At 39.2% G+C, this 19,536-nt stretch carries 15 protein-coding genes and 1 pseudogene; 3 read left to right on the plus strand and 13 right to left on the minus strand.

Annotation, left to right across the window (positions count from 1 at the left end; all coding sequences use genetic code 11):
• Positions 1–31: 31 nt before the first annotated feature.
• The 6 genes from yvcK to uvrB all read right to left on the minus strand — a co-directional run bounded on the left by yvcK (position 32) and on the right by uvrB (position 9,129).
• Entirely contained in the window at positions 32–1,030 is a 999-nt protein-coding gene (yvcK, locus tag RG571_RS06725; RefSeq protein WP_002306471.1) for a YvcK family protein, read from the minus strand.
• Positions 1,027–1,911, minus strand: coding sequence for an RNase adapter RapZ (gene rapZ, locus RG571_RS06730; protein WP_002338803.1), 885 nt, complete (start codon positions 1,909–1,911; stop codon positions 1,027–1,029). The genes yvcK and rapZ overlap by 4 nt, the downstream gene beginning before the upstream one ends.
• Before the next feature lie 134 nt (positions 1,912–2,045).
• Entirely contained in the window at positions 2,046–2,777 is a 732-nt protein-coding gene (locus RG571_RS06735) for an aspartate racemase (RefSeq protein ID WP_002294440.1), read from the minus strand.
• 3 nt (positions 2,778–2,780) lie between these two features.
• Entirely contained in the window at positions 2,781–4,046 is a 1,266-nt protein-coding gene (locus RG571_RS06740; RefSeq protein ID WP_002294441.1) for a D-aspartate ligase, read from the minus strand.
• A 262-nt stretch (positions 4,047–4,308) separates the two neighbouring features.
• Entirely contained in the window at positions 4,309–7,125 is a 2,817-nt protein-coding gene (uvrA, locus tag RG571_RS06745; RefSeq protein ID WP_002326928.1) for an excinuclease ABC subunit UvrA, read from the minus strand.
• A 9-nt stretch (positions 7,126–7,134) separates the two neighbouring features.
• Positions 7,135–9,129 carry an excinuclease ABC subunit UvrB gene (gene uvrB / locus RG571_RS06750; RefSeq protein ID WP_002338804.1) on the minus strand — a complete coding sequence of 665 codons (1,995 nt, stop codon included), beginning with the start codon at positions 9,127–9,129 and terminating at the stop codon, positions 7,135–7,137.
• A gap of 258 nt (positions 9,130–9,387) precedes the next feature.
• Here uvrB and RG571_RS06755 point away from each other — a divergent pair, with 258 nt between their 5' ends.
• Both RG571_RS06755 and RG571_RS06760 read left to right on the plus strand, forming a co-directional pair.
• Positions 9,388–10,890 carry an amino acid ABC transporter substrate-binding protein/permease gene (locus RG571_RS06755; protein ID WP_002338805.1) on the plus strand — a complete coding sequence of 501 codons (1,503 nt, stop codon included), beginning with the start codon at positions 9,388–9,390 and terminating at the stop codon, positions 10,888–10,890.
• A 1-nt stretch (position 10,891) separates the two neighbouring features.
• The gene (locus tag RG571_RS06760; RefSeq protein WP_002292113.1) at positions 10,892–11,629 is read left to right on the plus strand and encodes an amino acid ABC transporter ATP-binding protein; all 738 of its coding nucleotides are present in this window, start codon (positions 10,892–10,894) and stop codon (positions 11,627–11,629) included.
• 44 nt (positions 11,630–11,673) lie between these two features.
• Here the strand turns inward: RG571_RS06760 and RG571_RS06765 are convergent, their stop codons facing one another.
• Complete coding sequence (locus RG571_RS06765; protein ID WP_002299633.1) at positions 11,674–11,850, minus strand: hypothetical protein; 177 nt, start codon at positions 11,848–11,850, stop codon at positions 11,674–11,676.
• Between the two features lie 11 nt (positions 11,851–11,861).
• Here RG571_RS06765 and RG571_RS06770 point away from each other — a divergent pair.
• Positions 11,862–12,490: pseudogene (locus tag RG571_RS06770) on the plus strand (PucR family transcriptional regulator).
• 81 nt (positions 12,491–12,571) lie between these two features.
• On the opposite strand, the gene dnaJ reads toward RG571_RS06770, so the two are convergent.
• The 6 genes from dnaJ to RG571_RS06800 form a co-directional block, all read right to left on the minus strand.
• On the minus strand, positions 12,572–13,738 hold the full coding sequence (gene dnaJ / locus RG571_RS06775) for a molecular chaperone DnaJ (RefSeq protein WP_002345715.1): 1,167 nt from the start codon (positions 13,736–13,738) through the stop codon (positions 12,572–12,574).
• A 150-nt stretch (positions 13,739–13,888) separates the two neighbouring features.
• A complete protein-coding gene (dnaK, locus tag RG571_RS06780) occupies positions 13,889–15,718 on the minus strand; it encodes a molecular chaperone DnaK (RefSeq protein ID WP_002292134.1) in 1,830 nt (609 codons plus the stop codon).
• 50 nt (positions 15,719–15,768) lie between these two features.
• The gene (grpE, locus tag RG571_RS06785; RefSeq protein WP_002296525.1) at positions 15,769–16,332 is read right to left on the minus strand and encodes a nucleotide exchange factor GrpE; all 564 of its coding nucleotides are present in this window, start codon (positions 16,330–16,332) and stop codon (positions 15,769–15,771) included.
• Between the two features lie 65 nt (positions 16,333–16,397).
• A complete protein-coding gene (gene hrcA, locus RG571_RS06790) occupies positions 16,398–17,468 on the minus strand; it encodes a heat-inducible transcriptional repressor HrcA (protein WP_002338807.1) in 1,071 nt (356 codons plus the stop codon).
• Between the two features lie 233 nt (positions 17,469–17,701).
• Entirely contained in the window at positions 17,702–18,868 is a 1,167-nt protein-coding gene (hemW, locus tag RG571_RS06795) for a radical SAM family heme chaperone HemW (protein WP_002338808.1), read from the minus strand.
• Positions 18,869–18,883: 15 nt separating this feature from the next.
• Entirely contained in the window at positions 18,884–19,111 is a 228-nt protein-coding gene (locus tag RG571_RS06800) for a hypothetical protein (protein ID WP_002338809.1), read from the minus strand.
• Between the last annotated feature and the right edge of the window lie 425 nt (positions 19,112–19,536).

Consider the following 19,536-nt stretch of genomic DNA (forward strand, 5'->3'; position numbering starts at 1 on the left):
TATTCTCCTCCTTTCTCCAACAATAAATTGCTTAATATTTTGAACCGAAAACTAAACGGAACAATTCTTCTACTACTTTGTCTCCATCGTGGAAGACACCACCATCTTTCAATTCCAAAAAGTCGGTGGAAATCACTCGACATCCTTCATTTCTCAATCCGTTGAAGTCGTGTGCGACTTGTACTAGATACTCATCATAGATCTCTGGGTCCATATAATCTTCAGGCACTTTTTCCGTATTGACCAATACTGTATCGATAAAAGGCTGATTCAAATGCTTGTGTAAAACACGTATATGATCGGCATCTGTGAAATGTTCCGTTTCCCCTTTTTGGGTCATGATATTACAGATATAGACGGTTTCAGCAGTTGTCTTGAGCATTGCTTCGCCGATTTCTGGTATCACTAAATTTGGAAGGATACTGGTGAATAAACTTCCGGGTCCCAAAACGACCATGTCGGCGTCCATAATTGCTGAAACGACTTTTCGAGCCGCTTTGGCTTCACTTTTATCATTTGTGTTGCAGACATACACACGGTCAATGGTTTTACGGTCGATCGCGATTTTAGATTCTCCTACTGCAGTCGTTCCGTCTTTAAAGACAGCATGCAAGGTCAAAGGAGTTTCTGAAGAAGGATAAACATGTCCATCTACATGCATCATTTTTGCTAATAATTGAATCGCCTCATAAGTGCTTCCCCGCATCTCGGAAACTGCGGCAATGATCAGATTACCGATCGTATGATTGGCTAAAAACTGATCTTCCTTTTTGAAACGGTATTGGAAAATATCTTCATAGAATTGTGGCATATCCGATAACGCCACTAAGACATTTCTCAAGTCACCAGGAGGAGCCATAGCGATCGATTCTCTGATTGCACCGCTGCTTCCCCCATCATCTGCAACAGTCACTACTGCTGTGATATCTGCTCCTTGATTTCGCAAACTTTTCAGGATAACTGGCAGACCAGTGCCACCGCCGACCACTACGATCTTTGGTTTTCTTATCCGGTAGGTTTTCATTTTCACGACCGGTTCACCGTCTCTTTCCTTTTATCCTTGTCCCGATGTGTCACATTGACTTTATAGTTTTTCCCTAAAGCATTTGCCAAACGTTCAGTCAATGCCACAGAACGGTGTTGACCGCCTGTACAGCCGATTGCAACTGTCAAGCTGCTTTTTCCTTCTTTAATGTATCCAGGCAATACAGTTTCCAGAAGATCCAAAAATTTATGGTAGAATGATTGCGTTTCATCAAAGGACATCACATAATCATAGACTGGCTGATCTTTTCCGGTCAATGATCTTAGTTCCGGGATATAATGAGGGTTGGGCAAAAAACGCACATCCATCACAATATCCGAATCGATCGGCAACCCGTATTTAAAACCAAATGATACAAATTCGATCCGAAATCCTTGGTCTCCCTTTGATTTGAATGACTCATTGATTTTTTCACGTAATTGTCGTGGTGTCAATGTCGTCGTATCAATGATCACGGAAGCTTGGGCTTTCAAGTCGTCTAGTATCGCCCGTTCTTTACGTATCCCTTCAGTGATCAAACCGTCCATCGCCATTGGATGTGCTCGTCTTGTTTCTTTGTAGCGAGCCACTAGTTCTTCGTCTGAAGCATCTAAAAATAAGATAGAAGTGTCGATGAAGTTCGTATTTTCGATTTCGATCAGCATGTTTTGGATTTCTTCAAAGAAGGAACGAGAACGTAAATCCACTCCTAAAGCCATTTTTGTGACTTTGCCTGATTCTTTGATTAATTCCCAGAATTTTGGAATCAATCGAGGCGGCATATTATCGATACAAAAATAGCCCATATCTTCAAAACTTTGGATAGCTACTGTTTTCCCTGCACCGCTCATACCTGTTATGATGACTAATTGCAAATTATCTGTCATAATTACGAACTCCTCTCACATTGTGCATAGTAAAATTATATCATTCCGGGCGTATCATTACCAGTTTTCTTTTTCTTTTACAAAAAGATTTGGACCAAATATCTTTTAGGATATTTGCCCCAAATCCAATTTTTTTACTTTTCCGATGCTGTATCCAATGCCTTGCTTCTTTCAGCTAGCGCTCGTTCAATCGTCCGATCTGCTAAAATAGATTGGGCATCGATCACTGGATAATGGTTATCTTCAGCAAATTCATGCATCAATGACAATTCTGTGCAACCTAAGATGACTTTTTCACAGTTTAGGCGCTCTACCGCTTCTTCTAAGATTTCGTAATATAGCTCTTGATTCAAATAATCCGATTCCTTGATCTCATGATAGATCAGATAATTGATTTTTTCTTGAAGAACAGTATCAGGAATCACTGTTTCGAATCCAAGATTTTTGACTTCGCGTTCATAGATTCCAGCTTTCATACTTCCTTCTGTTCCTAGAATCGCTACTCTCCCTGTCGTATGCTGACGGACAAGTTCATTTGCTGCTTCTCTTGGCATATGAAGGATAGGAATATCCGTTGCCGCTTGTAATTCTTCAAAAAAGTAGTGTGCGGTGTTACAAGTCAACACAATGAAGTTCGGCTGCAATAAATTTTGTTTCTCAATATCATCCAGCAGAAACGGCATTGGATTTTCTTCTGATCGATCTAAAATATAAGCTGTACGATCAGGAACTGTTGCATGATTGAATAAGACATAATTCAAATATTCTTGATCTTTTGTAGCTTTCGTTCGGTGGTTGATCAAGCGAACAAAACTTTCTGTCGCCATCGTGCCCATTCCGCCTAAAATACTGAAAAAATTCTCCATGAACTAGCCTTCTTTCACATGAAAATACTTTTTGAATCTTGGAATATAGTTATGGAACATATATTTCATCAACAACCAGCGCTTGATTGACCGGTCTTTTTCATAAAACACAGTAGTACCGTAACGATTTTCTTTGATCATTTGCTCAGCTAGTTTTTTGTCTTCATTTTCCCGAGCATATTCTAAAAAGATTTTTTTGGGCACACCCATCCATAATCTTGCTTTATCTGATTGATTCGTTCCATAGGTCGTTTCAACAAAGGGTTTGTTAAACACTCGATCTTCTGTGACGAAACGAGCCAGATTCAAGCCGTTCAATGTCACAAAGAAACTGCTACGACCTTGTCTCAAATTGATTTCAAATAATTTATATTCTCCATCTCTAGGATCATACTTCATATCGAAATTGGCAAAGCCTGTATATTCGATTTTTTCCAAAAATGCCTTAATGGTTTGATAGATTTTTTCGTTATAATCTGGCATGATCACAACGTAATTACCAATCGATGCTGGTGTAGGATCTTCTAACAGTGGATGACCAAGACACATCATCCGAACTTGATGATCTTCATCTACATACGCATTTAGCACACGCATATTACTATCATCACCCGGGATAAAATCTTGTACAATCATTTCACTTTTATAACCGGCTTCGTATATCCGGCCTAAAATTAAATCGAACTCTTCTCTAGTCTCTAAAATAAAAGCTTTTTTTCTTCCTTCAAATTGGACAGAAAGATACTCCACACTGTTTGCAGGTTTCAAAGCAACTGGGAATTCAAAAGGCAATTCCTGTTCCAAATGTCCATTTACTAACATTTCTTCTCTGACGATCAATGTTTTAGGATACGGAAGATCATATTCTTCACAAACTTCATAAAAGCTTACTTTATTGATCAGTCTTTCAAATAAAGAATAATCAATATATGGACAGATAAAATATTCTGACAGCTCTTGTTTATGTTGGGAGATCAATTCTGCATATCCATCACCACAAGCAATCAAAAGATATTTTTTACTCTTATCAGAATATCTTTCTTTTGCCAAACGAAGCATCGTCTCGATAAATACAGGGTCTTTATCAAATCCTGGAATAACTTCTACATTGACAATTTTACTGTAGCGGGTAGGGGCTAACTGATCCGAAGCATATGCTTGGCAGATTTTGCCGTATGCTTCATTAAAAGAACGTGCCATACCATAAACGTTCATGTCGCTTCCTAATAATATAGGGATAAATTCTTCATTTTCAATACTGTTCATCATTATCTCTCACTTACTCATAATCTCTTGTTTTTCTTTTCCAACTACACAAGGAATATCATACCATAAAGAAAAAAGCAATCAAAGGAAACTCCTCCGATTGCTCAATTCTTTTTTGAACGGATTGAACTTATAGGAAGTTTTTATCTATACCAATCAGTGTAGAAAGAACTACCATGTAATGATTCTAGAACACTGATATTAATAAAACAAGCAAAAATTCATTTTTTTATGTTTTTTTAACTATCTCAGCTATCTATCCTCTTTATACCATTATTTTTTTCAAATAGTGACCTGTATAACTTTCTTTTACGTTAATGATTTCTTCTGGTGTTCCAGTCGCAAGGATCGTTCCTCCACCTTCTCCACCTTCTGGTCCTAAATCAATGATATAATCTGCTGTTTTGATTACATCTAGATTGTGTTCAATCACTAAAACTGTGTTACCAGCATCTACTAATCTTTGTAATACATGCAACAAGCGGGCGATGTCATCGCTATGAAGTCCTGTCGTTGGTTCATCTAGTATATAGAAATTCTTTCCATTAGAGATTTTGTGCAATTCACTGGCAAGTTTCATCCGTTGTGCCTCACCACCGGACAATGTCGTTGCTGGTTGCCCCATCGTCACATAACCTAAGCCAACATCAACAATCGTTTGCAGTTTGCGATGAATCTTTGGAATGTGCTTGAAGAATTCTACAGCATCTTCTACTGTCATTTCCAAAATATCAGCAATGCTTTTTCCTTTGTAATGCACTTCTAATGTTTCAGAGTTATATCGTTTGCCATGACATACTTCACAAGGAACATAGACATCAGGCAAAAAGTGCATTTCGATCTTAATAATTCCATCCCCGCGACAAGCTTCACAACGACCGCCTTTTACGTTGAAACTAAAACGCCCTTTCTTATAACCCCGCATTTTTGCCTCGTTCGTTTGAGCAAATAACCCACGGATATCATCAAATACACTTGTATAAGTCGCTGGATTACTTCTCGGCGTCCGGCCGATTGGGCTTTGATCGATATCGATGATCTTTTCGATACTTTCGTAGCCGGAAATTGTCTTGAATTTACCTGGCTTAGCAGAATTCTTATTTAATTTTTGCGCTAACGATTTCTTTAAGATACTATTGACCAATGTACTCTTTCCAGAACCAGACACACCTGTGACTGCTACAAATTCTCCTAATGGAAATTCAACACTAATATTTTTCAGATTGTTTTCTGAAGCACCAGTGATCTTGATTGCTTTCCCATTACCTTTACGGCGTTCTTTTGGTACAGGGATTGATTTTTTCCCTGAAAGATATTTCCCTGTCAAAGAATTTTCATCATTAGCTACTTCTTCAGGAGTGCCTGCAGCCACGATTTGTCCGCCTTGTTCTCCGGCCCCAGGTCCGACGTCAATCAGATAATCTGCTGCCCACATCGTATCTTCATCATGTTCGACTACAACGAGGGTGTTGCCAAGATCACGCATTTTCTTTAATGAGCCAATCAGTCGATCGTTGTCGCGTTGATGCAATCCGATCGATGGTTCATCTAAAATATACAAAACTCCAGAAAGATTCGATCCAATTTGTGTAGCCAATCTGATTCGCTGCGCTTCTCCCCCAGATAATGTTCCGGAAGCGCGACTCAAAGTTAGATAGTCTAGTCCCACATTTTCCAAGAATGAAAGTCTGTCATTTACTTCTTTTAAAATCGGTTTGGCAATTGCTTTCTCTTGTTCAGATAACGTTAAGTTTGAGAAGAAATCTACTGCTTTTTGAATAGACAACTCATTTGTTTGCCCGATATTCGTTCCATTGATTTGAACAGATAGAGCTTGGGGATTCAATCGATAACCTTTACATGTCTGACAAGTTAATTCTGTCATATAAAGACGCATTTGCTCACGCGTGAAATCACTGTTCGTATCATGATAACGACGCTCGATATTCTTCAATACCCCTTCGAAAGTCGTTTCTACATCGCGAACGCCACCAAAATCATTTTCATAATGGAAATGGAAAAGATCATCTGTCCCATTCAAGATGATATCCTGATGCTCTTCCGGTAATTCTTCGAATGGTGTATCTAAATCGATACCGAAACTTTCACAAGCCTGCGCTAACATTTGAGGATAATACTGAGAGCTGATTGGATTCCATGGAACGATAGCACCTTGACTAAGTGTCTTCGTTCTATCTGGAATCACTAAATCTTGATCGACTTCTAATTTGACACCTAAACCATCACAGTCTGGACAAGCTCCAAAAGGCGCATTGAATGAGAACAGTCTTGGTTCTAGTTCGCCAACAGTAAATCCGCAATAAGGACAGGCATAGTGTTCGCTAAACAACATTTCTTCTTCACCGATCACGTCAACCAGAGCATAGCCGTCTGCCAATCGCAGGGCCGCCTCTAAAGAATCAAATAGACGAGAACGAATCCCTTCTTTCACAATGATCCGGTCGATGACGATCGCGATATCATGTTTTTTGTTTTTCTCCAGCTCAGGCACTTCACTTAAATCATAGATCTCACCATCGACTCGAACGCGGACGTATCCCTCTTTTTGGATTCGTTCGAATATTTTTTTATGTTGTCCTTTTTTCTTTACCACGATCGGTGCCAACACTTGGATCTTTGTGCGCTCAGGCAAAGCCATTACTTGATCTGCCATTTGATCTACTGATTGACTGGTAATCTCGATATGATCGTTGGGACAAATCGGATGTCCTACACGTGCAAACAACAAGCGTAAATAGTCATTGATTTCCGTCACAGTACCTACTGTCGACCGAGGATTTTTACTTGTTGTTTTCTGATCAATAGAAATCGCCGGACTCAATCCGTCGATGCTATCTACGTCCGGCTTATCCATTTGTCCTAAAAACTGACGAGCATAAGCAGAAAGGCTCTCTACGTATCTCCGCTGCCCTTCAGCGTACAGCGTATCAAATGCTAGGGAACTTTTTCCAGAACCGGACAAACCTGTAACGACCACGAATTTATCTCGTGGAATCGTTACATCTATATTTTTCAAGTTATGGGCACGTGCACCGTGAATCGTAATTTTATCGTTAGCCATGTTGTCCTCCTACTTTGAAGCTTTTAATTCTAAAATCATATCTCGCACATTAGCGGCTGTTTCAAAATCCAATGCTTTCGCCGCATCTTTCATTTCTTTTTCTAATTTCATCAATAACGTATCTTTTTCTTCTTTCGTCATTTCTTCATACGAGACTTGTACCGCTTCTTTTGTATCATCTTCCGATTCTTTCGTAATAGAAATCAAATCTCGGATTTCTTTAATGATCGTTTTTGGAACGATCCCATGTTCTTCATTGTACTTCTGCTGAATCGTACGGCGTCTTGATGTTTCATCCATCGCTAGACGCATAGAATCTGTTACTTTGTCTGCGTACATGATTACTTTACCTTCTTCATTCCGAGCAGCTCGTCCAATCGTTTGGACTAAGGAACGTTCACTACGTAAAAAGCCTTCTTTATCCGCATCCAAGATAGCAACAAGGGAAACTTCAGGTACGTCTAATCCTTCACGAAGCAAATTGATTCCAACTAACACATCAAATTCACCTAATCGAAGATCTCGAATGATTTCTGTTCGTTCCAGCGTTTTGATATCACTATGCAAATATTTGACTTTGATCCCTAATTCTTTGAAATAATCTGTGAGGTCTTCTGCCATTTTTTTCGTCAATGTCGTTACAAACACCCGCTGTTCTTTTTCGACTCGTTCATTTATTTCGCCTACTAGATCATCGATTTGTCCCATGATTGGACGAACTTCGATCACTGGGTCAAGCAGCCCTGTCGGACGGATGATTTGTTGGATAACGGTATCTGTTTGTTCATGTTCATATGGTCCTGGCGTCGCAGAGACATAAATGATCTGATTGACATGTTTTTCAAACTCTTCTAACCGAAGTGGCCGATTGTCTAAAGCAGATGGCAAACGGAAACCGTAATCTACTAGCATCTGTTTTCTCGCTCGGTCACCATTATACATTCCTCTGATTTGAGGCATGGTTACGTGCGATTCGTCCGTCACGATCAAAAAATCTTCAGGAAAGAAATCCAATAGCGTATAAGGCGGTTCACCTTCTTTACGTCCGTCCATATGCCGAGAATAATTTTCAATTCCCGACGTGTAGCCCATTTCTAACATCATTTCAATATCGTAATTGGTTCGCTGTTCTAAACGTTGAGCTTCCAGAAGTTTGTTTTCATTTCGCAAGACAGTTAAACGCTGTTCTAATTCCGCTTTGATATTCGCTACGGCATGCTCCATATGTTCATCATTCGTCACAAAGTGAGTCGCCGGGAAGATTGCCACGTGTTCCGTTTCTCCTAAAACTTCACCTGTCAGTGCATTGACTTCTCGGATACGTTCGACCTCATCTCCAAAAAACTCCACACGTAAGGCACGTTCATCTCTTGAAGCCGGAAAAATCTCCACGACATCACCGCGCACTCGAAAACGACCGCGCTGAAAATCTATATCATTTCTTTCGAATTGGATACTGACTAAGTCACGAATCAACTGATTGCGATCTAGTTCTGCTCCCTGTCGAATCGAAACTACTTGTTTTTGGTACTCAAAAGGCGAACCTAATCCAAAAATACATGAAACGGATGCAATGACGATCACATCATTTCTTTCTAATAATGAACTAGTAGCCGAATGTCGTAATTTGTCGATCTCATCATTTACACTTGAATCTTTTTCGATATACGTATCGCTTGAAGGCACATAAGCTTCAGGCTGATAATAATCATAATAAGAAACAAAATATTCAACAGCATTGTTAGGGAAAAATTCCTTGAATTCCCCGTACAGCTGACCAGCCAATGTTTTGTTATGGGCAATAATCAGTGTTGGTTTATTCACTTTCTCAATAAGATTGGAAATCGTATATGTTTTCCCTGTTCCAGTCGCACCTAATAAGATTTGTGCTTTTTTCCCGCCGACTACGCCATCCACTAATTGGTTAATCGCTTCAGGCTGATCACCAGCCGGTTGGTATTTCGAGACAAGCTCAAAGTGTCGGGAGGTATCTCTCTCAATCATTCTTCGTCCTCCTTTTCATTCATTCCTTTTCATTTTACGACCAATAAAAAGAAAAGGAAAGCAAAGGCATTCCTTACTAAAAAATTATACCACACCGAACATACTTTCGCCACTTTTTTATCTTATTATGCATGTTACGTTTTATAACATAAAATGTTAGAAACTCGCATTTTTTTCATTTTTTCGAGCTTACAGTCTTGTCTGATTCAGCACTTTTCGCCTATAATAATAAAATATTGGAAATTTAGGAGGTTGATTATGAAAAGAAAGCATATATTTCACTCATTTGTTTTCTTAATGACAGGACTTGTGACACTTGCGTTTGGTCATGTTGCACAAGCTGACAACACTACAACGGCAGAGTCAAGCACAAGCGAGACAATGCAAAAAATAGAGCCCAAAAAAGACGTATACGTAATTGCCAGTGACTCTGCTTTTGCTCCATTTGAATTTCAAAACGCAAAGGGCGAGTACGAAGGCATCGATGTAAAATTGATGGAAAACATCGCCAAACTGCAAGGATTTAACATCCGAATGGACTACCGTGGTTTCTCTGCTGCTTTGCAAGCTTTGGAATCAGGACAAGCAGACGGAATGATTGCCGGAATGACTGTAACAGATGAACGAAAGAAAAGCTATGATTTTTCTGATTCTTACTTTGATAGCGGGATCCAATTAGCTGTCAAAAAAGGAGATACTTCGATCAAGTCTTATGAAGATTTGAAAGGAAAAACAGTCGGAGCAAAAGTTGGTACCGAAAGTGCTGAATTTTTAAGCGACCATGAATCTGAATATGGCTATTCTATCAAATATTTTGATGCTGCTGATCAATTGTACGACGGGTTAAAAGTTGGCGCAATCGATGCAATGATGGATGATTATCCGGTAATCGGTTATGCGATCAAACAAGGACAAGAATTGGAAACACCGATCAAAAAAGAATCTGGCGGAAAATATGCATTTGCCGTTAAAAAAGGACAAAATCCTGAGCTTCTTAATATGTTCAATGAAGGATTGAAAGAATTAAAAAGAACAGGCGAATACGATAAGATTATTAAAGAATATGTAGCGGATAGTTCAGAAACTTCCAGTGAGTCTTCCACTGCTGATGAATCAACATTTCTTGGACTTATCCAAAACAACTATCAAGCATTGTTGAAAGGACTTTGGAGAACAATTCTCCTAACTTTGATCTCCTTTGCTTTGGCTATAGTAATCGGTGTGATTTTTGGATTATTCAGTGTAGCACCAATACGCGCTCTTCGCACAATTGCTAGTATTTATGTCGATATCATCCGAGGAATTCCAATGATGGTTCTTGCGTTCTTTATTTTCTTTGGGTTGCCTGGTATCGTTGGATTTACGATTCCTGACTTCCTTGCTGGTGTTATCACCTTGACTCTTAACGCAAGTGCTTATATCGCAGAGATTGTTCGAGGCGGGATCAACGCCGTTCCTGTCGGACAAATGGAAGCTTCCAGAAGTTTAGGTCTTTCTTATAATCGGACAATGCAAAAAATCATTTTGCCGCAAGCGATACGCATCATGATCCCATCATTCGTCAATCAGTTCGTTATCTCATTAAAAGACACAACGATCATTTCCGCAATCGGTGTAGTCGAATTGCTGCAAACTGGTAAGATCATTGTTGCACGTACAACACAAAGTACGTATGTTTACTTGATCATTGCGATCATGTACTTGATTTTGATCACAGCATTGACAAAATTAGCAAAAGTTTTAGAAAAGAAGGTGAAGTAAGATGGCAGAAAAAATCTTAGTTGAGCATTTAGTCAAAAAATACGGCGATAACACAGTATTAAACGACATCAATGTATCCATCAACGAAGGAGATGTCGTCTGTATCATTGGCCCTTCAGGTTCAGGAAAAAGTACATTCTTGCGTTGCTTGAATCGTTTAGAAGAACCTTCTGACGGTGAAATTATTATTGACGGCGCCCACTTGATGGATAAAAGCACAGATATCAACTTGGTGAGACAACATATCGGAATGGTATTCCAACACTTTAACCTATTCCCTCATCTTTCTATTTTGGAAAACATCATTTTAGCACCGATGGACCTGAAGAAAGAATCTAGAGAAGAAGCAGAGAAAAAAGCAATCAAATTACTGCAGACAGTTGGTCTAGAAGATAAAAAAGATATGTATCCTGAAATGCTTTCTGGTGGACAAAAACAGCGTGTGGCTATTGCTCGTGCTCTAGCGATGAACCCTGACATCATGCTTTTTGATGAGCCTACTTCTGCACTCGATCCTGAAATGGTCGGTGATGTCTTGAACGTCATGAAAAAGTTAGCAGAACAAGGTATGACGATGGTTATCGTTACGCACGAAATGGGGTTCGCTAAAGAAGTGGCCAATCGCGTCATGTTCATTGACGACGGAAACTTTTTAGAAGACGGAACGCCTCAACAAATCTTTGAAAATCCGCAAAATGAACGGACAAAAGATTTCTTGAATAAAGTATTAAATATTTAATAAAAACCAAAAATGCACGGTCGCCATGAAGGGACCGTGTATTTTTATCTTCTTATTTTCTCACCTAATCGTATCATCAGCCGCATTGCTTGTTTTCCTGCACAAACAAGCAATCGCTCTACCTGTTCCATCGCATAAGAAAGTACCATCGGTTCATTGATGATATCAAGTACATAGTCGATACCACCCTCACTTAATTGAGCTTGATTTTTCTTCTCCATATTATGTAGTTGTGGGACAACTTTCTGACAATCAGCAATTCTGTCAAGAACGGATCAATCCTTTATTGGAGTTGCTCGAAAGGATCTTCTCTTATTACGGACAGGCTTTGCTCACTGTACATAGACAACAAATCATTATCCTAGTCAATCGGATTTCCAGAGCCTCATTGCTATCATTGCTTGACAAAATCCAGACAAAGTTTAATAAAATGTATCAGTTACAGCTAAACTTTGTAATTGGGTCGCTTTGTTATACAGAGCAAGAGACACCGCAATCTTCCCTTCATACCCAACACGCTGTGAACGGATAACTTTCCATCAATCTGTGAACGAGATCCGCTTTTTTGAAGATTTAGACCTCGGGATCATTTTACCAGCAATCCCGTCAGATCAACGAACATTATATGTAAAACGTATTTTGAAAAGCCTGACAGAAGAAGAAGTACATTTGTTCAAGAAGACTTTGGCATGCTTCAGTAAAAATAACGGAAGCATCAAAAATTGCTCAGAAGAATTATTTATTCATAAAAACACCTTGCAATATCGATTGAACAAGTTCCATTCTCTCACTGGTTATACCCCTAGAAACTATGACGATTATCATATTCTAAAGCTGGCTTTTTTGTTGGTACAAACATGACAACTACAAAAAAACCAGGCGAACATATGATTGTTCGTCTGGTTTTTAATTATTAATGACTTAGCGTTTTTACTAGAAAAACTACTTCCGCTTTTTCCCGCCAAAAGCATCTTTAAACTTATCGAAGAAACCGTCTTCTTGCTGTTCTTCAACTTTGATGCCGCCAGCTTCAGCGAATGCACGTAATGCTTCTCTTTGTTGTTCATTTAGATTTTTCGGTGTGATCAGTTTTACTTTGACATGTTGGTCGCCTGTTGCACCACCACGTAACTTCGGAGCGCCTTTTCCACGTAAACGGAAGTTCGTACCTGTCTGTGTTCCAGCAGGGATCTTCAATTTCACATCTCCATGGACAGTTGGTACTTGGACTTCATCCCCCAAAGCTGCTTGTACAAAACTTAAAGGCAATTCATAGTAAATTTCAGAACCTTCACGATCAAAGATATCACTTTCTTCTACACGGAAGACCACATACAAATCACCAAATGGTCCGCCGTTTTCTCCAGCTTCTCCTTGACCAGCTAAACGCATTTGTTGTCCTTCTTCTACACCAGCTGGTACATTCACTTTAACTGAATGTACTTTCTTCTCATGTCCTGAGCCATGACAGGTTGGACAAGGTTCTTTGATTTCTTTCCCTGTGCCATGACAAACATCACAAGTTTGACGGCTCATCACTCGTCCAAGTGGTGTTTGGCGTTCTACATTGATCGTACCTGCACCATGACATTTATGACAAGTAGTTGGTTGTGTGCCTGGTTTTGCACCGTTCCCACCACAAGTATGACAGATTTCTTCCCGATTATACTTGATTTCTTTTTCTACACCAAAAATCGCTTCTTCAAAAGACAAGTCGACCGTATATTGCAAATCAGCACCTTGACGAGGCGCATTTGGATCGACTGACCGACCGCCTCCTCCAAAGAAAGAGTCGAAGATATCTTCAAAACCACCGAAGCCGCCACCAGAGAAGCCGCCGAATCCACCAAATCCGCCACCAGCTCCACCAGCACCGTAATTTGGATCTGTGCCTGCATGCCCGTATTGGTCATATGCAGCGCGTTTTTGCGGGTCACTTAAAATCTCATATGCTTCTGATACTTCTTTGAATTTTTCTTCCGCATCAGGTTCTTTATTGATGTCAGGATGGTATTTTTTCGAAAGCTTACGATAAGCTTTCTTTATTTCATCTTCTGATGCTCCTTTTGAGAGCCCTAAGACTTCATAATAATCACGTTTTGTTGCCATAGGCTTTCCTCCTATTGGTTCTCATCATTTTCACGTCGCTTGTTATCATATCATATTTTGTTTGAAACAAAAACCGATACTTCAAACTATTTTTCAAAAGAAAAAGCCAAAGTAGCAACTTTGGCCTTCTCTCGAAATTCAGTGAACTGATTATTTATCGTCGCCATCGACTTCTTCAAAATCAGCATCAACGACATCATCTGCTCCGCCTTGAGCTGCTTCTGGGTTTTCTTGAGCTTGTTGTTGTGCCGCTTGTTCGTATAGTTTAACAGTCAAGTTTTGAACGATTTCGTTCAATGCATCGCGTTTAGTTTTCATTTCTTCGATGTTGTTTGCTTCAACAGCGGCTTTCAATTCATCGCGAGCTGTTTCTGCTTTTTTCACTTCTTCTTCGTCCACTTTGCCTTCTAATTCTTTCAATGTTTTGTCCACAGAGAATAGCAATGCATCTACATCATTACGTAGGTCAACTTCCTCTTTACGAGCTTTATCTGCTTCTGCATTTGCTTCTGCATCTTTTACCATACGTTCGATTTCTTCGTCTGTTAGACCTGAAGAAGATTTGATCGTGATTTTTTGTTCTTTTTGTGTACCTAGATCTTTCGCAGATACATTTACAATCCCGTTTTTATCAATATCGAATGTTACTTCGATTTGTGGAATACCACGAGGAGCTGCTGGAATATCTGTCAATTGGAATCTTCCTAGAGTTTTGTTGTCAGCAGCCATTGGGCGTTCACCTTGTAATACATGGATGTCTACTGCTGGTTGATTATCTGCCGCAGTTGAGAATACTTGTGATTTACTTGTTGGAATCGTTGTATTGCGGTCAATCAATTTAGTGAACACTCCACCCATTGTTTCGATACCTAATGACAATGGTGTAACGTCAAGTAAAACAACATCTTTCACATCACCAGTGATCACGCCACCTTGGATAGCAGCACCCATAGCAACTACTTCATCAGGGTTAACTGATTTGTTTGGTTCTTTTCCTGTTTCTTTACGTACTGCTTCTACAACTGCAGGGATACGAGTAGATCCACCGACTAAAATAACTTCGTCGATTTCTGATTGTGATAAACCTGCATCTTTTAGCGCTTGACGTACTGGTACTTTTGTACGTTCTACTAAGTCAGCTGTTAATTCATCAAATTTTGCACGTGTCAATGTCATTTCCAAATGCAATGGTCCAGATTCTCCTGCTGTGATAAATGGCAAGCTGATTTGTGTGCTTGATACGCCAGATAAATCTTTTTTCGCTTTTTCAGCAGCGTCTTTCAAGCGTTGTAAAGCCATTTTGTCTTGAGACAAGTCAATGCTGTTTTCTTTTTTGAATTCTGCTACCATGTAGTCGATGATTTTGTTATCAAAGTCGTCCCCACCTAGATGGTTGTCGCCAGCTGTTGACAATACATCAAAGACACCGTCTCCTAGTTCAAGGATAGATACGTCAAAAGTACCGCCACCAAGGTCGAATACTAAGATTTTTTCGTCGCGATCTGTTTTATCTAAACCATAGGCAAGAGCAGCTGCAGTTGGTTCATTGACGATACGTTCTACTTCTAGACCAGCGATCTTACCAGCATCTTTTGTTGCTTGACGTTGTGCATCATTAAAGTAAGCTGGCACAGTGATAACTGCTTTTTCGACTTTTTCACCTAAATAGTCTTCTGCGAATCCTTTGATATATTGAAGGATCATTGCTGAGATTTCTTGTGGTGTATATGATTTACCTTCTACATCTACTTTGTAACCTGCTTCACCGATATGGCGTTTGATTGATGAAATCGTATTTGGGTTTGTCACAGCTTGACGTTTTGCAACTTCCCCTACTTGGATTTCTCCATTTTTGAATGATACAACAGAAGGTGTTGTACGGTTTCCTTCTGGGTTAGCGATGATTTTTGCTTCGTTTCCTTCCAATACTGCTACTGCAGAGTTAGTCGTACCTAAGTCAATACCGATAATTTTACTCATAATTAACCTCTCCTTCTTTAATTGAAAGTGTAAGTTTTATATCCGCACAATTATTGTGCAACAATGACCATAGTTGGTCTTAACACGCGATCATGTAATTTGTAGCCTTCTTGTAGTACTTCTACAATCGTATCGGCTGGTGTATCTTCAGTCGCTGGAACAGTTTGTACTGCTTGATGAAGATTAGGATCAAAGGCTTCTCCTTTAGCAGGGATTTTTTCAATTCCTTCTTCTTCCAGTGCGTTACGCAAACTTTCCAAGACCATTTCCACGCCTTTTTTCAAACCTGCCCCTTGATCATCTGACACTTCTGTGGCTAATGCACGTTCCAGGTTGTCAATTGATGGAAGTAATTTTTTGGCTAAATCTTGTGAACGGTATTTTTGTAATTGCTCACGCTCATTTTTTCCTCGATTTGCCATATTTGCGATTTCAGCACGAGCCCGCAAGTATTTATCTTCCATTTCTTCTAACTCAGCTTTTAATTTCGCTGTTTCGAATTCTTCCGCTTCAGCTTCTGAAATACCCGAATCTTCTGCAGCTTCGACATCGATTTCCGGTTCTGGCTGAGCATCTGTCATTTCTTTATCTAGTTCTTCTTGATTTTCTTTCACGATACAGTCTTCCTTTCATTATTCAGTCAGCTGTTTGATTGCTCTTACTAAGAAAGAGAGAACGATCAGCTGCAAATAGCTTCGTTATTCACATTAGAGTTTGACAAGTCAAGCGAACGGTAGTAATCAGCAAGTTTAGCTGCTAGTTCTCTTCGATAAACATCGACTAGACCGAACATCCGAGAATAAGGCATACTAGTAGGCCCTAACAAGGCTATTGTACCTCTTCTATGACCATCTATCTCGTAACTTGCTTGAATCATACTCATATTCTGCAATAAATCATTGCCTAATTCAGCACCAATCTTGATATGAATATTGCTATCCATCGGAGTGATCATTTGTGTAAGTCCGTATGAGTCTTTCATAAAAGAAAACATCGATTTGAACTGATCAAGATCTTGACGGGGCTCATAATCCAAGAGATTCATTTGTCCACTGACATAAACCTTATCTTCAAAAACATGACCAAGAATGGTGTCAAATAACTGAGACATCCCTTCTGTCGTTTGGAAATATTTATGAAGAATCATCGGAATCTCCGTACGAAGTTTATGGTACACCGTCATCAGAGGATCTCCGACTAGACGGTCGTTTACAATCTGTACCATTTTTTCTAGTTCCTGACTTCCCATATATTCGGGAAGAGTGAACACTTGGCTTTCTACATTCCCCATATCTGTTACGACGATAGCAATAATCTGTCGATTATTCAAGGGTACGATACGAAAGCCAGTCAGTCGGTGGTCTTTTATTTCAGGTCCCAATGAAAAAGTCGTATAGCTTGTCAGCTCAGATAATATCTCAGCAGATTGCTTAATAATCTCATTGATTTCATGAAATTCTCTGCCTAGAGACTGACGAATCAGCAGCAAATCATCTTCTGCTACGCGAGCAGGTTTTAACAAATGATCCACGTAATAACGATAGCCTAAAGCAGATGGAATCCGCCCAGAAGAAGAGTGAGTCTTCAACAGCAATCCTTCATTTTCTAATGCTTTCATATCATTGCGAATCGTTGCTGAGCTGGCCTTGACTCCCTCAGACATCAATGTTTTGGAACCAACGGGCACGCCACTACTCGTATAGTGTTGGATGATCAGACGTAAAATGTCGTTTTGTCGCTTTGTTAACATCTTCCTCACCTCTCATTAGCACTCATATATTCTAAGTGCTAATCCACTTATAAATATAGCAAGAAGCCCTTCTCCTGTCAAGAGAAAGACTCCATTTTTTAGCACTCTAAACACAAGAGTGCTAACTCTAAATAATTGATGTAAATCCAGTTATATCAACGTTTCAATAGTCCTTTATTGTATTTTTGAACTTTTTTTATTTAAATTCAGATAAAAAACAAATATTCTTTAAACTATTTTTCAAACAAAAAGCGCTCAAACACATTGTTCCCCAAAAAGGTCCCTCTTGGTGTCAAATAAACACGGTCTTCTTCATTAACAAGTAACCCTTCTTGCTCTAATTCCCTTAGCACATCACCGTACACCGATTCAATTGTTTTTTGATAGCGATCATAGAAATGTTTTTTAGTAATCCCTGTTTTTTTTCTTAGTCCTAAGAACATTTCTTCTTCTATTTGATTTTTTCGTGTCAATTTTTCTTCTTCCAATACCGGGCGTTCATTTGCTCGTAATGGGCGTAAATAGTGTTGGATTGGTCCTTTGTTGCGGTAACGAATATCTCTAAGATAACCGCTAGCACCAGCTCCAAACCCAAAATAGTGATCATTGTTCCAGTACATGAGGTTATGTTGAGATTCATGTCCGGAGAGCCCAAAGTTACTTATTTCATATTGGTGACGTCCATGCTTTTCCATTGCTTCAATCGTCTCTTCAAACATTCTGGTTTCCGTTTCCTGATCAGGCAGTTCGAGTCTTCCTTGTCGTACCCAGTTCATGAACATTGTTTTGTTTTCGAGGATCAATGAGTACAAAGAATAGTGAGGCAGATCCAAAGCCAAAGCTTTTTCCAAAGTATCCAGATATCCTTCTAGTGTTTGTCCCGGTAATGCATAAATCAAATCGATGCTTACATTGGTAAAATTTTCTGCTTCTAAAAATTGCATAGTTTGATACACATCTTCTGCGGTGTGTTTACGTCCAATTTTTTTCAATAAGCGATTATCAAATGTCTGCACTCCCATGGATAAACGATTGACGCCATAGTTTTTCATTACTTGAAGTTTTTCACGGGTCAAATCACCTGGATTCGCTTCTACAGTAAACTCATTACCATTTTGAAAAGGCAGGATCTCTCTAGCACCTGATAATAGTCGATCAAGTTGTTTAGCAGATAAAGAAGTTGGTGTTCCGCCTCCTACATAAAGTGTTTCCAAACTCGCTGTAGGATGACTTTCCAGCATTAATCTCATTTCATTCAGCAGCATTTCCACATACTCATCTACTGGCTGCCCTTCTAAAAAAACTTTATTAAAGTCACAGTAATAGCAGATATGCTCGCAAAATGGGATATGAATGTACGCAGAAACCTTGTTTTCTGCGGGATTTATTGTTTCTATCATTGAAATTCTTTCTCCTTACGTCGAAAAGTCGTGCCTGTTTTCGACCTTCTTAAAATCGCATTCAAGCACCAACTCATTGAAATAAGCCGCATATTTAGAATCAAGGAAACCTAGCTCTAAAAATACTTGCTTATTGTCATCGGAGCTACACGGTGCTTTTACAGCCTCTCGATAAACGGTAATCGCAAAGCTGACCTTCGGCATTAAGTCAAAATCTGCAAAAATATGAAAAGCTATTTTCACAGATTTCTCCTTAAGTGCTCAGACCACAACGCTTTGCTTACAACCTCTCATATACGCATACTAAACGTATTTGGCGAACAAATCCACTAAAAAATCCAAGAATCGACTTCTTGGATGATTTTTTCTTTCATTAAACTGGTTACCTAGTTACCCGTGGTGCTAGTTAATTTTTTCCTAGGTATTATACAAGTAATTTGAGTCGGTCAATTTCAACTGAATTATCTAAACTAACTGATCTACTTTTAGATAATTCAGTTGAAATTTATTGGTAAACTGTCGCTTTTCTTTTTAAATGGCAAAAATTTTTAATAATATATGACAATTTAGAGATCAACTATAAGACTGATTAATTCAAAATGATCTTAGAATCATTGTATGAACACTAAATACTATATTGTTTTCTATTAATCGTTATATAAACGATT

Origin of the sequence: Enterococcus sp. FR204 (assembly GCF_031143325.1) — a bacterium.
Taxonomy (GTDB): Bacteria; Bacillota; Bacilli; order Lactobacillales; family Enterococcaceae; genus Enterococcus_B; species Enterococcus_B faecium.